Source organism: Pseudomonas sp. FP1154 (assembly GCF_030687245.1).
Lineage (GTDB): Bacteria > Pseudomonadota > Gammaproteobacteria > Pseudomonadales > Pseudomonadaceae > Aquipseudomonas > Aquipseudomonas rhizophila.
This window is the reverse complement of record NZ_CP117465.1, coordinates 1341767-1354349: the sequence shown is the minus strand read 5'-3', so window position 1 is coordinate 1354349 and position 12583 is coordinate 1341767. Positions and strand designations below refer to the sequence as shown.

The window sequence follows — 12583 nt, the reverse complement described above, 5'->3', positions numbered from 1 at the left end:
AAGACAGGTATTCATTAAACTCCGCAGCTTGACGCCTGTCACGGCCTCGCCGGGATAAAATTGTTTTCATTCAGGTGGGATACAGACTCGCCCGAAAAATTCACCCAAACAGTAGCGCCAATTTCCGCTATCCGCGTCACTGGCCTGAGGATTTCTCATGGATTATTTCATCATAGCCGCTACCACCGTCGCCGGTTTGTACTTTCATTGGTGGCTGTACGTGCGGATCAAACGCTGGATGGACCGCGATCTGGCGCTGTCATTGGCGGGGCAGGATGAGCTGAAAAAAACTTACATGCTGCAACAATTGGCCCACGCCCAGAAGCAAGGGATCAAGCGGCGCGACCTGCCGCAATGGCTTCAGGCCGCAGCGGCAGGGTATACCCAGGGCTAAGGCGCCAGACGCTCGCGGATCCAGCTCGCCTCTTGCAGGCGGTAGTTGAGGCGATCATGCAGACGGCTGGCCCGTCCCTGCCAGAATTCGATACGCTCGGGCAGCAGACGATAGCCCCCCCAATGCTCCGGGCAGTGAGGCTGGCTGTCACTGAAGCGTTGTTCGGTGGCCTTGAGCAAGTCTTCCAGCTCACCTCGACCCGCAATCACCCGGCTTTGAGGTGAAGCCCAGGCCCCGAGGCGACTGCCCAATGGCCGTACCTGATAATAGGCGTCCGACTCTTGCGCCGTGACCTTCTGCACCTTGCCTTCGATACGCACCTGACGCTCCAGCGTCGGCCAGAAAAATGTCATGGCCGCGAACGGGTTCGCGGCCAGTTGCTGACCCTTGGCGCTCTCGTAGTTGGTGAAGAACGTGAAGCCTTGGGCATCAAGCCCCTTGAGCAGCAGGATCCGGCAATGCGGGCGCCCATCGGCATCCACGGTCGCCAAGGTCATGGCGTTGGCCTCCACCGGCGCCTGTTCGGTTTTCACCGCGTCGGCGAACCACTGGTGGAACAGCGCGAACGGCTCGGCCGGGGCCTGCGCCTCGGTCAGGCCATCGCGGGTGTAGTCGCGGCGCATATCAGCCAGCGTCTGGGTCATGGCGCGTTCCTTGTAGTTAGCCCATCACTGCTTGGATGCATCGGCAGCCGCGACTTTCTTGGCATCGGTAGCGGCTTTGGTCGGTTGCGGCTTCTTCGCCACCGGCGCTTTCTTGGCCGGGGCTTTTTTGGCAGGAGCCTTGGCGACAGCCTTCTTGGCCGGCGCTTTTTTGCTGGCAACAGCCTTGGACTTGTTAGCCGCCGGCGCGGGCGCTGGCGCCAAAGCCGCAGGTTTCACGTCCTGGACCGCCACCAACCTTACTGGTGCCGGGGCCGGCATGTTGTACTTGCTCAGCAGCGCAACCATGGTGTTTTGCGGCGTGACCAGCAGCTCGACACGACGATTCAAAGCGCGACCTTCAACGCTGTCATTGGCGGCACGGGGCGCAACCGAACCCATGCCACGCAGCATCAGGCGATCACGCTGCAAGCCGCTGAGACGGAAAATCGCCGCCACGGATTGGGCGCGTTCCTGGCTGAGCTTCAGGTTGACCGGCGCGGCGCCCGACGTGTCGGCGTGGCCGAGGATCAGCACGGCTGTTTTCGGATCAGCTTCCAGAATTTTCGCAACGCGGGTGAACGGGCCGAGGCTCACCGGCAGCAGCATGGCCGGACGATCCGGGTTGAAGGAGCCGTCCACCGGTGCGGTGACCACCAGCACGTCGTCGCGGCGTTCAAGTTCGAGCTTGCTGTCCTTGATGGCCGTGCGCAATTTTGGCTCGTAGTCGTCGAGCCAAGCCTGGGTGACTTTCGGATCCGGCATCGGCACCGTCTTGGCGGTTTCCTGATCTTTACCGCCGAATGGCCACCACCACTTGCCGTTGCTTTCAGCTTCAGCCTTGGCAACGGTAACCGGCGTCTTGACTTCAGGTTTGGCGTCGACTTTTTTGGCGACGCCGTCGGTGGCGTCATCGGAAGAAAACGGCCACCACCAGTGAGTGGCACCCTCGGCCTTGGCTTGTGGCGCGACGGCAGCCGGTTTCAGCGGCGCCGCTGACGTCGGTTCTTTGGCCGCGACCTTGTCGGAGGCGCCGAACGGCCACCAGCCACTGCCGCCCTCGGCATCATTTTGTGGGGTTTGTGCGCAACCGGTGATAGCGAAGCACAGCGCCAGAGCGAAAGATTTATTCAATGACATTGGATATCCACAAAATGATGTAAAGAAAAAACAAAGGCCATGTTCGGGCCGCATAAACAGACGGTTGGAAACTGAAAGGAACACGAGGTTCCTGTGCCCGCCGCCTTCGCTAACGTTTTATAGACAAGTGGCAAGTACCCGCGCAAGGTTCTGCGCCCGCGGATCCATCAAAACGTATGGCCCGAGGGTGTTTGTCACAAAGCCAAAAGCCACATCGTGCTCCGGGTCGGCAAAACCGATGGAGCCCCCTGCCCCAGGATGACCGAATGCCCGAGGGCCGAGACCGTAGGTCGCGTTCGGTACATCCGGCTGATCGAGCATGCAACCCAGGCCGAAACGGGTCTGGGTCAACAATGTCTTGTCCTCGCCGAAGCTGTGCTGGCGAGTCAGTTCGTCGAGCATTTCTCCCTCCAGCAGGCTGCCGTCCAGCAGGCCGGTATAAAACCCGGCCAGGCTGCGGGCGTTACCATGGCCGTTGGCCGCCGGTTGTTCCATGCGCCGCCACTCTGGCTTATTGGTGCTGGTCATGATCGAGGGCGGGTTAGTAAAGGCCCGGGTAGTCATGGCCGTGGGTTCGCGCATCGTTACTTGTAAAAGGCGCTGGGCCGCCGCATCCCCCACATTGCCTTTGCCGCGAGCGATGTGGGCCACGCGATGAAACTCTTCATCAGCCAAGCCGACGTGAAAATCCAGGCCCAACGGCTTGGCAATACGGGCCACGATGGATGCCCCCGGCCCACGACCGTCAGCCCTGCGCAGCAGTTCGCCGACCAGCCAGCCATAAGTGATCGCCGCGTAGCCGTGACCGTCTCCCGGCGTCCACCAGGGCGCTTCAGCGGCCAGAGCATCGACCATGGTCTGCCAGTTATAAAGTGCTTCGGGCGCCAGCAATTCACGTAACGCCGGCAACCCGGCCTGGTGGCAAAGCAACTGACGGAGCGTGACGGCTTGCTTGCCGGCTGCCGCGAACTCAGGCCAGTAGCGGGCGACAGGGGCGTCCAGCTGCAGCTTGCCTTCGGCCACCAGTTGCAGGGCGGTGACGGCGGTGAACGTCTTGGTGCAGGAAAACAGATTGGCGATGGTGTCGCTGTGCCAGGCTTCACTGCCATCCTTGTCGGCCGTGCCGGCCCACAGATCGATGACCGTGCGGCCACCAACCTGAATGCACAACGCCGCGCCGCGCTCCTGAGGATCGTCGAACAGCGCGGCGAAGGCTTCACGCACCGCCTCGAATTGAAGCTCATAATGGCCTTGAATCTGCACCCGCAACTCCCTTGAAACAAACACTTTTTTGAAGTGGTCTGCATTGTTTCAGCCATTGAGGTTTTTGGGAACCGCCGCAAGACGGCTGACCGGACTGACACAGCCCGTTTCGCTAAATCCCCTCGCCACAGAGACCTCCTCAGTCAAAAATCACCGGGAGGCTAGGATATCTCCCGCCGAAACGGTGGCAGGGCGTTGAGGATCGCCTTGCCGTAGCGCTGGGTCACCAGTCGGCGGTCGAGCAAGGTGATGGTGCCGCGGTCTTCTTCGGTGCGCAGCAATCGACCACAGGCCTGGACCAGTTTCAGCGAGGCGTCCGGCACGGAGATCTCCATGAACGGGTTACCACCGCGGGCCTCGATCCATTCGGCCAACGCGGCTTCCACCGGGTCGTCCGGAACCGAAAACGGGATCTTGGCGATCACCACATGCTCACAGTAGGCACCGGGCAAATCCACGCCTTCGGCAAAACTCGCCAGGCCGAACAGCACGCTGGAATCGCCGCCATCGACCCGCGCTTTGTGCTTGTTCAGGGTTTCCTGCTTGGACAGGTTGCCTTGGATGAACACTTGCTTGCGCCAGTCGCGGTCGAGGCCGTCGAACACGTCCTGCATCTGTTTGCGCGAGGAAAACAGCACCAGGGTGCCCCGCGAGCCTTCCACCAGTTCCGGCAGGTCGCGAATAATCGCCGCGGTGTGGGCGGCGGCATCCCGCGGATCAGCCTTGAGGTCCGGGACCCGCAGCACGCCGGCGTCGGCATGATGGAAGGGGCTCGGAACCACGGCGGTCACGGCTTTTTTCGGCAGGCCGGCGCGCATGCGGAAACGGTCGAACGTGCCCAGGGCGGTCAGCGTGGCGGAAGTCACCAGCGCGCCGTAGGCGACATTCCACAGGTTGCGACGCAGCATTTCCGCCGCCAGGATCGGGCTGGCATTGACCTCGATGTCGAACAGCGAGCCGCTTTCGGCCAGGGTCAACCAACGCGCCATCGGCGGGTTGTCTTCCGGGTCTTCAGTCGTGAACGCGGTCCACAACTCCCAGTTACCCTGGGAGCGGGACAGCAGACTGCCGAACAACGGGTACCACTCCTCGGCCTGGTTGCTGGCGATACCGATATTGACCTCGCCATCCATGCCTTCCTTGAGCAGGTCGGTCAGACGGGTGAACAGGTCGGTCAGGCGGGCAAAGCCTTTCTTGAGCTCGATGCCCATCTCGCGCATGTGCTCGGGTATGACGCCGCCGACAAAGCGATGGCGAGGTCGATCACGACCCTCGACGTCTTCGCCGGGCTTGAAATCCGCCACTTGTTCGCAGGCACTGAACATGAACTGCTGGTTCGTCTTGATTTCACGGGCCAGCTCGGGCACCTGCTCGATGAACTTACCCAGGTCACCCGGCAGCGGGTGTTGGGCCAACAGCTTGGTGAGGTTCTTGGCGGTGGTTTCCAGCCAGTCAGCGGTGGAGCGCAGCCGGGTGTAATGGGCGAAATGGCCGATGGCCTTGTCCGGCAGGTGGTGACCTTCGTCGAACACATAGATCGTGTCACGCGGATCCGGCAGCACCGCGCCACCGCCCAGGGCCAGGTCGGCCAGGACCATGTCGTGGTTGGTGACAATGACGTCGACCTTGCCCATGCCTTCGCGGGCCTTGTAAAAGGCGCACTGGCCGAAGTTCGGGCAATGACGGTTGGTGCACTGGCTGTGATCGGTAGTCAGGCGTGACCAGTCGGCGTCTTCCAGGGCGGTGGACCAGCTGTCGCGGTCGCCGTCCCATTTATTGCCGGCCAGTTTTTCGATCATGCTGGTAAACAGCTTCTGACTGGCCTCATCGACTTCGATCTTGAAGCCTTCTTCCTCGAACAACTGGGCCGTGGCGGTCTGCGCCTGGCCTTCCTGGAGCAACATGTCGAGCTTGGACAGGCACATGTAGCGCCCACGGCCCTTGGCCAGGGCGAAGCTGAAATTCAGCCCGCTGTTGCGCATCAGGTCAGGCAGGTCCTTGAAAACGATCTGCTCCTGCAAGGCGATCGTGGCCGTGGCGATCACCAGGCGTTTGCCGGCGGCCTTGGCGGTGGGGATTGCCGCCAGGCTGTAGGCCACGGTCTTGCCGGTGCCGGTGCCGGCCTCCACCGCCACGACGGCAGGCTCGCCACTGCGCCGGCCTTCGTCGTCGGTGTCGATGTCACCCAGGACTTTTGCCACTTCGGCAATCATCAGGCGCTGGCCATATCGCGGCTTGAGGCTCTTGGCTTCGAGAAAACGCGAATAGGCGCCCTGGATCGTGGTTTTGAGTTCGGTGCTGATCATGAATGGTCGGGCGCTAAAAACGCTGGATAAATTTTCAGTGGTTCGGATCGGCGGCTATCATACCCCGCTAATCAATCCTGCGCAGAACGGAGTAACTCAATGACACCCTTTGCCCTCGTCTACACCCTGCATTTACTGGCGGCCCTGGTCTGGGTCGGCGGTATGTTCTTCGCCTGGATGATCCTGCGCCCCGCCGCAATCGCGGCCCTTGAGGGGCCGGCCCGGCTCAAATTATGGACAGAAGTGTTTCAGCGTTTTTTCGTTTGGGTCTGGGTCGCAGTGGTGCTTTTGCCGATCAGCGGCGTGGGCTTGATCCACATGCGCTTTGCCGGCTTCGAGACCGCGCCACGTTATGTGCAGATCATGATCGGCTTGTATGTGGTGATGACGGCGCTGTTTATCCGCATCCAGGGATTGCAATTGCCGGCCCTGCGCAAGGCCGTAGCAGCCCAGGACTGGCCGACGGGCGCGGCGGTACTGGGGAAAATCCGGCAGTTGGTGGGGATTAATCTGTTGATCGGGTTGCTGGTGGTGGCGATTGGCGCGGCGCGGCCGATGTTCTGAACTTAGCGTATCCCCTGGTGGGAGCGAGCCTGCTCGCGATAACGGTGGGTCAGTCACATCAAGGTTGACTGATACCCTGCCAACGCGAGCAGGCTCGCTCCCACAGGTCTCGAGCTCAGTTCTCTTAGAATCGCTGCACCGTCACCGCCCCCGCTGCTCCGGCTGGTCCTGGCTGGCCATCGGCACCAGGGCGACCGCTTTTGCCACCGTCGGCGGTATAGACGAAGCACCCCTTGGCCTTGCCGCCAGCGCCGGGTTTACCTCCGGCTCCAGCGGCGCCGCCCGCGCCACCCTCCACCGTAACCTTGATCTGCTCATCGGGATAATCACGGGGCAGTTCGAGACGCACCTGCGCACCCGCCGCACCCGGCTGGCCATCGCTGCCATTGCTGCCGTCGGCACCGCGACCGGCTGCCCCCCACGTACAACCCGGCGCCTGGCCGTTGGCGCCGTCGAGGCCCACGTAACCTGGCGCACCGGTTCCACCGCGGGCATCCACCGACAACAATGGCGCATTCAAGGCATTGAAGCGCAGATTGAGATCACGCCCCGGTCGTGCCGCTTTGGTATAGGTTCCGGGCGCGCCCCGAGCCGTGATCTGACTGCCGTCGGCCAGTTCCCCCTCGGCAACTTTTATCTGCAGTGCCTGTTGCCCAGGCACGATGGCGATCCGTGCTTCGCGCCCCAGGTGCAGTTGGCCAATGGTCAACTCAGTGACGTTGGCAGGCACCAGCAACGTGCCGTAATCGGCCACCTCCAGCCGTTCCAGTGTCAGGGCGCTGGTGGTATTGGGCAGGCGCATCAAGGAATGGGTTTCGACCTGGATCACTTGGGCACTGGCCCAGGGGCACACGAGTGCGACAAGCAGACACAATTTACGCATGGGAAGCCTCGGCGGCGATCGGGAGAGTTTGCAGGTGGAAGATGCCGAACAGCAGCACTCGCAGGCGATCACGGCCTGAAGCCGGCCGGCCGCGCAAGCTGGCTCGAAACAACACCAGTTCCAGCAAATGGATCGCCAGCAACATCGCTGCGCCAAAATTGACCAGCAGATGCAGCGGATGAACGAACGGCATGACCAGGTTGACCAGCACCACCAGCCAGAACAGCAGGGTCAACAAGCGCCCCAGCGCCCATAACAGCTTCATACATCCCCCCGGCAAGTATTATTCTTTGCACGCACAGTAACGGCTTGCGCGCAGAATAAGCCAGAGGCCAGGGCAAATTTAATCTGACGCAAACCTCGACTCGTCGGGTCGCCCCACTGGCGACCCGACGGCTCTGGCACGCGGCTCAGCGCTGGATATGCAACTCAACCCGACGATTCTGCGCCCGCCCCTCATCGGTCTCGTTGTCGGCCACAGGCTCGCTTTCACCCTTGCCCTCACTGGTGAGCTTGTCCGGTGAAAGCCCCTGGGTAAGCAGATATTCCACCACGCTGCTTGCCCGACGCTCGGACAACCCCTGGTTGTAGGCGTCAGTGCCGACGCTGTCGGTGTGCCCCACCACGCGAATACTGGCGACATTGGCATGACTCAATTTGCTCATCAGCCCATCGAGTTGGCTTCGCGCGTCTTGAGTGAGATCGGATTTATCGAAGTCGAACAGCACCTTGCCGGCATCGTTGAGGGTGATCACTTCAGTGGCCGGTGCCTGAGGTTCAACCGGCGGAGCGCTGACCGGGTATTGCGGCAACGGGCAACCATGATGTTCAACCGGGGTATTGGCCGGCGTGTCGGGACAACGGTCACGGCGGTCGAACACGCCGTCATCGTCCTCGTCGCCATTCTGGGCGTAGCAGATCAGGCCGCCGGTCAACAGCCCCAGCGCAGCACCGCCCGCCGCCCAACCGCTGCTTTCGAGGGCCCCCAGGCCGCCGCCAACCAGACCGCCGATCAAGCTACAGACTGGCCAGGTGCGTTGATTGAGCGGTGCGCCGCCATCGCTGTGAGTGGCACAACCTGACAATAGACTGCCCGCCAGCAGTACCGGTAAGGCGGCCCTGAGTAGAACCTTCATGGTGAATGCTCCTGTGTTACCGGCCCATACCGGTCACACAGGAGTAAAGACCCGCATCCGCGACTGTACAAGCCGCGGATGACGGGGGCTTCAGCGATTTATCTTGATCTCCGTGCGGCGGTTCATGGCCCGACCATCGGCGGTGCTGTTGTCCGCCACCGGCTGGCTCTCACCGGCACCCTCCACCGAAACGAAGCTGGAACGGGGCACGCCGCTCTCAACCAGGTATTGCACCACCGCGTTGGCCCGTTGTTCAGACAGGCGCTGGTTATAGGCATCGCTGCCGACGCTGTCAGTGTGGCCGGTGACGTGCAGTTGCGCGGTGGACGTTTCCTGTTTGAGTCGGGTTGCAATCGTGCTCAGGACCTCCTTGTCTGCCGCCGTCAGCGTGGCCTTGTCGAATTCGAAATGCACGTCACGGATCACAATGGTTTCTTCCTGGACCACCACGACTTCTTCAACCATCGGCGCCGGTGCCGGTGGCGGGCAGCCGTCGGCATCGACTTGCACGCCCTTAGGCGTGCCCGGGCATTTGTCGCGGCTGTCCGGCACGCCATCGCCATCCTCATCGCCGTCGCCATGCACCCAGCAATAAGCCGCCGCCATGGTGCCGACAAACAATGCACCACCGCCGGCCCAGGAGGTGCTTTCGATGGCGCCCAATCCAGCGCCCGTCACACCGCCAACCGCCGCGCAGGTCGGCCAATCGGTTTTCTGCAAACCTGCGCAACCAGTCAACACTCCGGTCAGCAGAACCAAGGGTAACGCTGTGCGAACTATGCTCATTGGGTTTTCTCCTTGAGGGATCGGCTTTGCGCCGATTCAGGGGAGTAAAGACCCGACTCAGCATCCGCGCCAGCATCACGCTATCGCGGTTTTTGCCCCCTATTTGCCGTAGATCGATACGTTTAAGCACAAACCGCTCTAGGCCATGGGGTCCGCGCAGGCTATCGTGGTGGCTCTGACAGAGGAACTTCGATGACCGTTGCCATTTCTTCCCGTACGCCCCAGCAAGCCCTGGCTGCCGTGCTGGACCGTTATGCCCCGAAAAAACTGCTGTTGATCGGGGCCAGCAGCTTCCCTGCCCTTGAGGCGTTCCAGCAAGCGCATCCTGATACTGAAGTGGTCCACGCCGCCCCTGGCGCCCTTGCGGCGGACGTCGCGGCGCGACGTTTTGACCTGGCCCTGGCGCTTGATTGCCTGGAGCATTTGCCCAAACGTGACGGTCTGAACCTGTTGGGTGGCATCCGCAATCTCAACGCCAGCCGTATCGCCGTGCTGGCGGACCTCAATGCCTGCGGCTGGCAAGAAACTGATTTCTTTTCCCTGGCCCTGCAGGCCAGTGAGCGATTCCAGCGCGAGGAGCAGGTGCTGACCCTGTTTACCTACGATCTGCTTGAATACAAACAAGTCCCTGACTGGCTCAACTCACGCTTTTGGGCCAACCCGGAAAACTTTGGAAAATACTGGTGGTAGCCGTGAACACAAGCATGCACACAACCATTTGCCCGTGTGGCAGTGGCAACCCACTGGACGCCTGCTGCGGCCATTACCACGATGGTCACCCGGCGCCCTGCGCCGAAGCCTTGATGCGTTCGCGTTATAGTGCCTACGTGCTGGGATTGGTGGACTATCTGGTAGCCACGACCTTGCCCGCCCAGCAGGACGGCCTGGATCGCCAATCCATCAGCGAGTGGAGCGCCAAAAGCACATGGCTCGGACTGGAGGTGGAAAGCAGCGAAGTATTCGGTGGCCAACCCGAACACGCCTTTGTCACCTTCACCGCGCGCTGGCACGACGGCCAGGGGGAACACAGCCACCGCGAACAGTCATCCTTCGTACAGAACGGCGCACGCTGGTACTTCATCGACCCGACAGTGCCAGTCAAGACCGGACGCAACGACACCTGCCCGTGCGGCAGTGGGCACAAATTCAAGAAGTGCTGCGCAGGCTACTTTAATCGCTGATATCGGAATCGTCCGACACTGCTGCGCTCGCCAGCAGGCTAGACTGGGATAAACCAGAGGCACGGACATGACCCTTTCATCACATCTGCTGCGCATCACCTGCCTGCTGCTGTTCATCGGGCTCGGCAGTTGTGCGTCCTGGCGAGGTGATGAGGCCCCTGAACCGCAGGTGCATCTGACCAAGGTCGAGGTGGTACGGGCGCGGCTGGTGGAGCAGAAGTTCATGCTGCACTTTCGTGTGGACAACCCCGACGACAGTGATTTGACCGTGCGCGGCATAACCTACCGCATTCATCTGGGCGACCTGTTGCTGACCGAAGGAGAGCACGAGCACTGGTTCACGGTGCGTCCCGGGCATAGCCGCTACTTCAGGGTTCCGATCCGCACCAACCTGTGGCCGCAGGTACGCAAGCTGGTGAAAATGCTCGAAAAACCCCGCCAGCAGATCCCCTATCGCCTGGAAGGTGAGCTGGAAACCGGTTTATTCATCGCCCACTACGTGCACCTGAGGCGCAATGGCGTGATAATCGCCGCCGATTTTATTGCGGAGTAACCCCGATGACCCAGCAACCCCACGTCCATGGCCCTGACTGCAACCACGATCATGACCATCACCACGATCATGATCACGGACATGTCCATGGCCCCAACTGTGGCCACGCCCACCAGGAACCGGTGCGCAACACCCTGAAGGATGTCGGCCGCAACGACCCTTGCCCGTGCGGCAATGGCAAGAAATTCAAGAAGTGCCACGGCGCTTGATGATCCGGGCGAAGATAATCTTCGCCTATTGAATCGTCCTCGCGAGCAGGCTCGCTCCCACAGGGGCCTGCGGCGAACACAAAATCTGGATTCACTACTGAGCCCTGTGGGAGCCTGCTCGCGATGGGGCGTTTGAGGCTAATCCATACCGGCTGGGGCAACCCCACACACTCGGTTTCAACCCGCCGCAAGAATCTCCTTCACGCTGACCACCGTCGCATACTCGCCATGCAAGTTGCCCAGCGACATGGCATGCACCTCGCCAGCCGAACGGGCATGGCCGAAATAGTCAGCCTTGTCGAAGGTAAAACACGCGTCTTCGGCCACCCAAGTGTCGAATCCCAGATTGCCGGCCGTACGCGCCGTGGACTCCACCGAGTTGTTCGTCGCCACGCCCACGATCACCAATTGCTCAATCCCCGCTTCCCGCAAGTCTGTCTCCAGGCGCGTGCCGCAGAACGCATCCGGCACCTGCTTTTGAACCAGCCTTTCCCCGGCTAACGGCTCGAACCGCTCCTGAACCTCCACGCCCGATTGCCCGGGCCAGAACACTGAGTCCGGCGAGCGGGACAGGTGGTGGACATGAATCACCGGCCGTGCCGATTGTCGCCAGAAATCGAGCAACTGGAGCATGCGCAGCTCCGCATCGGGGTTGTTGCGAGGGCCTAGCCTGGGGTGAAGGATGCCTTTTTGTTGATCGATAAGAATCAACGCTGCGTTTTTCTGTAACTCCATGCCGGTTTTCTCGTGTTCGGTCATTGAATTTTCCACACTTGAGCATCACCTCTTCCTACAGGCAAGCCTTTCGGCAATCAGGACGACCTCCCGCCGTCATGTGTTGTCCATCCATCACGCTGTCTTATCTGGAGCCCTCCATGATCGACCTGTATTACTGGACCACGCCCAACGGCCATAAAATCTCGTTGTTCCTTGAAGAAGCCGGCATGCCCTACAAGGTGCACCCGATCAACATCGGCCAGGCAGAGCAGTTCAAGCCCGATTTCCTGAAAATCGCCCCCAACAACCGCATTCCGGCGATCATCGACCACAAACCCGCCGATGGTGGCGAGCCGATTTCGCTGTTCGAGTCGGGCGCGATCCTGCTGTACCTGGCGGAAAAAACCGGCCAGTTCATTCCAGAGAATTTGCGCGGACGGCAAGAAGTGTTGCAGTGGCTGTTCTGGCAGATGGGCGGCCTGGGGCCGATGGCCGGGCAGAATCATCACTTCAGCCGGTTCGCCCCGGAAAAAATCCCCTACGCGATCAAACGCTATGTCGACGAAACCGCTCGTCTGTATGGTGTGCTGGATCGCCGCCTGGCGGACCGTGAATTTGTAGCGGGCAACGAGTACAGCATTGCCGACATGGCGATTTATCCCTGGACCGTTTCACACCAATGGCAAAGCCAGCGGCTGGAAGACTTCCCGAACGTGCAGCGCTGGTTCAATCGCATCAAGGAGCGCCCGGCCACTGCCAAGGCCTATGCCCTGGTGGACAAGGTCAACCCGCCCAAGCCCTGAGCCCTCC

General features: G+C 61.2%; 16 protein-coding genes. 7 read left to right on the top strand and 9 right to left on the bottom strand.

Annotation, left to right across the window (positions count from 1 at the left end; genetic code table 11):
* Nucleotides 1-157 precede the first annotated feature (157 nt).
* Nucleotides 158-394: a hypothetical protein gene (locus tag PSH91_RS06160; protein WP_107321608.1), complete on the top strand. Its 237-nt coding sequence runs from the start codon at nt 158-160 to the stop codon at nt 392-394.
* Here PSH91_RS06160 and pdxH read toward each other — a convergent pair.
* The 4 genes from pdxH to dinG all read right to left on the bottom strand — a co-directional run bounded on the left by pdxH (nt 391) and on the right by dinG (nt 5744).
* Nucleotides 391-1038: a pyridoxamine 5'-phosphate oxidase gene (pdxH, locus tag PSH91_RS06155; RefSeq protein ID WP_047228401.1), complete on the bottom strand. Its 648-nt coding sequence runs from the start codon at nt 1036-1038 to the stop codon at nt 391-393. The genes PSH91_RS06160 and pdxH overlap by 4 nt on opposite strands.
* 24 nt (nt 1039-1062) lie before the next feature.
* Nucleotides 1063-2175 carry an OmpA family protein gene (locus PSH91_RS06150; RefSeq protein WP_274090917.1) on the bottom strand — a complete coding sequence of 371 codons (1113 nt, stop codon included), beginning with the start codon at nt 2173-2175 and terminating at the stop codon, nt 1063-1065.
* 117 nt (nt 2176-2292) lie between these two features.
* On the bottom strand, nt 2293-3438 hold the full coding sequence (locus PSH91_RS06145; RefSeq protein ID WP_160891707.1) for a serine hydrolase domain-containing protein: 1146 nt from the start codon (nt 3436-3438) through the stop codon (nt 2293-2295).
* 161 nt (nt 3439-3599) lie between these two features.
* Nucleotides 3600-5744, bottom strand: a complete 2145-nt coding sequence (gene dinG, locus PSH91_RS06140) for an ATP-dependent DNA helicase DinG (protein WP_047228404.1) — start codon at nt 5742-5744, stop codon at nt 3600-3602.
* 99 nt (nt 5745-5843) lie between these two features.
* Here dinG and PSH91_RS06135 point away from each other — a divergent pair, with 99 nt between their 5' ends.
* The gene (locus PSH91_RS06135) at nt 5844-6308 is read left to right on the top strand and encodes a DUF2269 family protein (RefSeq protein ID WP_047228405.1); all 465 of its coding nucleotides are present in this window, start codon (nt 5844-5846) and stop codon (nt 6306-6308) included.
* Between the two features lie 124 nt (nt 6309-6432).
* Here the strand turns inward: PSH91_RS06135 and PSH91_RS06130 are convergent, their stop codons facing one another.
* The 4 genes from PSH91_RS06130 to PSH91_RS06115 all read right to left on the bottom strand — a co-directional run bounded on the left by PSH91_RS06130 (nt 6433) and on the right by PSH91_RS06115 (nt 9113).
* Nucleotides 6433-7191: a hypothetical protein gene (locus PSH91_RS06130; protein WP_107321607.1), complete on the bottom strand. Its 759-nt coding sequence runs from the start codon at nt 7189-7191 to the stop codon at nt 6433-6435.
* Nucleotides 7184-7456 (bottom strand): DUF1145 domain-containing protein, encoded by a 273-nt coding sequence (locus tag PSH91_RS06125; RefSeq protein ID WP_047228407.1) that lies wholly within the window; start codon nt 7454-7456, stop codon nt 7184-7186. Before PSH91_RS06125 ends, PSH91_RS06130 begins: the two co-directional genes overlap by 8 nt.
* A 145-nt stretch (nt 7457-7601) precedes the next feature.
* Entirely contained in the window at nt 7602-8327 is a 726-nt protein-coding gene (locus PSH91_RS06120) for an OmpA family protein (RefSeq protein WP_305467609.1), read from the bottom strand.
* A 90-nt stretch (nt 8328-8417) separates the two neighbouring features.
* Complete coding sequence (locus PSH91_RS06115) at nt 8418-9113, bottom strand: OmpA family protein (RefSeq protein WP_305467608.1); 696 nt, start codon at nt 9111-9113, stop codon at nt 8418-8420.
* Nucleotides 9114-9305: 192 nt separating this feature from the next.
* Here PSH91_RS06115 and PSH91_RS06110 point away from each other — a divergent pair, with 192 nt between their 5' ends.
* From PSH91_RS06110 to PSH91_RS06095, 4 genes are all read left to right on the top strand, one after another.
* On the top strand, nt 9306-9803 hold the full coding sequence (locus PSH91_RS06110) for a DUF6231 family protein (RefSeq protein ID WP_047228410.1): 498 nt from the start codon (nt 9306-9308) through the stop codon (nt 9801-9803).
* Between the two features lie 14 nt (nt 9804-9817).
* Nucleotides 9818-10294, top strand: coding sequence for a YchJ family protein (locus PSH91_RS06105; protein WP_047228411.1), 477 nt, complete (start codon nt 9818-9820; stop codon nt 10292-10294).
* Between the two features lie 67 nt (nt 10295-10361).
* On the top strand, nt 10362-10847 hold the full coding sequence (locus tag PSH91_RS06100; RefSeq protein WP_047228412.1) for an LEA type 2 family protein: 486 nt from the start codon (nt 10362-10364) through the stop codon (nt 10845-10847).
* A gap of 5 nt (nt 10848-10852) precedes the next feature.
* Nucleotides 10853-11056, top strand: coding sequence for an SEC-C metal-binding domain-containing protein (locus PSH91_RS06095; protein WP_047228413.1), 204 nt, complete (start codon nt 10853-10855; stop codon nt 11054-11056).
* 177 nt (nt 11057-11233) lie between these two features.
* Here the strand turns inward: PSH91_RS06095 and PSH91_RS06090 are convergent, their stop codons facing one another.
* The gene (locus PSH91_RS06090) at nt 11234-11791 is read right to left on the bottom strand and encodes a cysteine hydrolase family protein (RefSeq protein ID WP_274090935.1); all 558 of its coding nucleotides are present in this window, start codon (nt 11789-11791) and stop codon (nt 11234-11236) included.
* Nucleotides 11792-11931: 140 nt separating this feature from the next.
* On the opposite strand from PSH91_RS06090, the gene PSH91_RS06085 reads away from it, so the two are divergent.
* Nucleotides 11932-12576: a glutathione binding-like protein gene (locus tag PSH91_RS06085; RefSeq protein ID WP_047228414.1), complete on the top strand. Its 645-nt coding sequence runs from the start codon at nt 11932-11934 to the stop codon at nt 12574-12576.
* Nucleotides 12577-12583 lie beyond the last annotated feature (7 nt).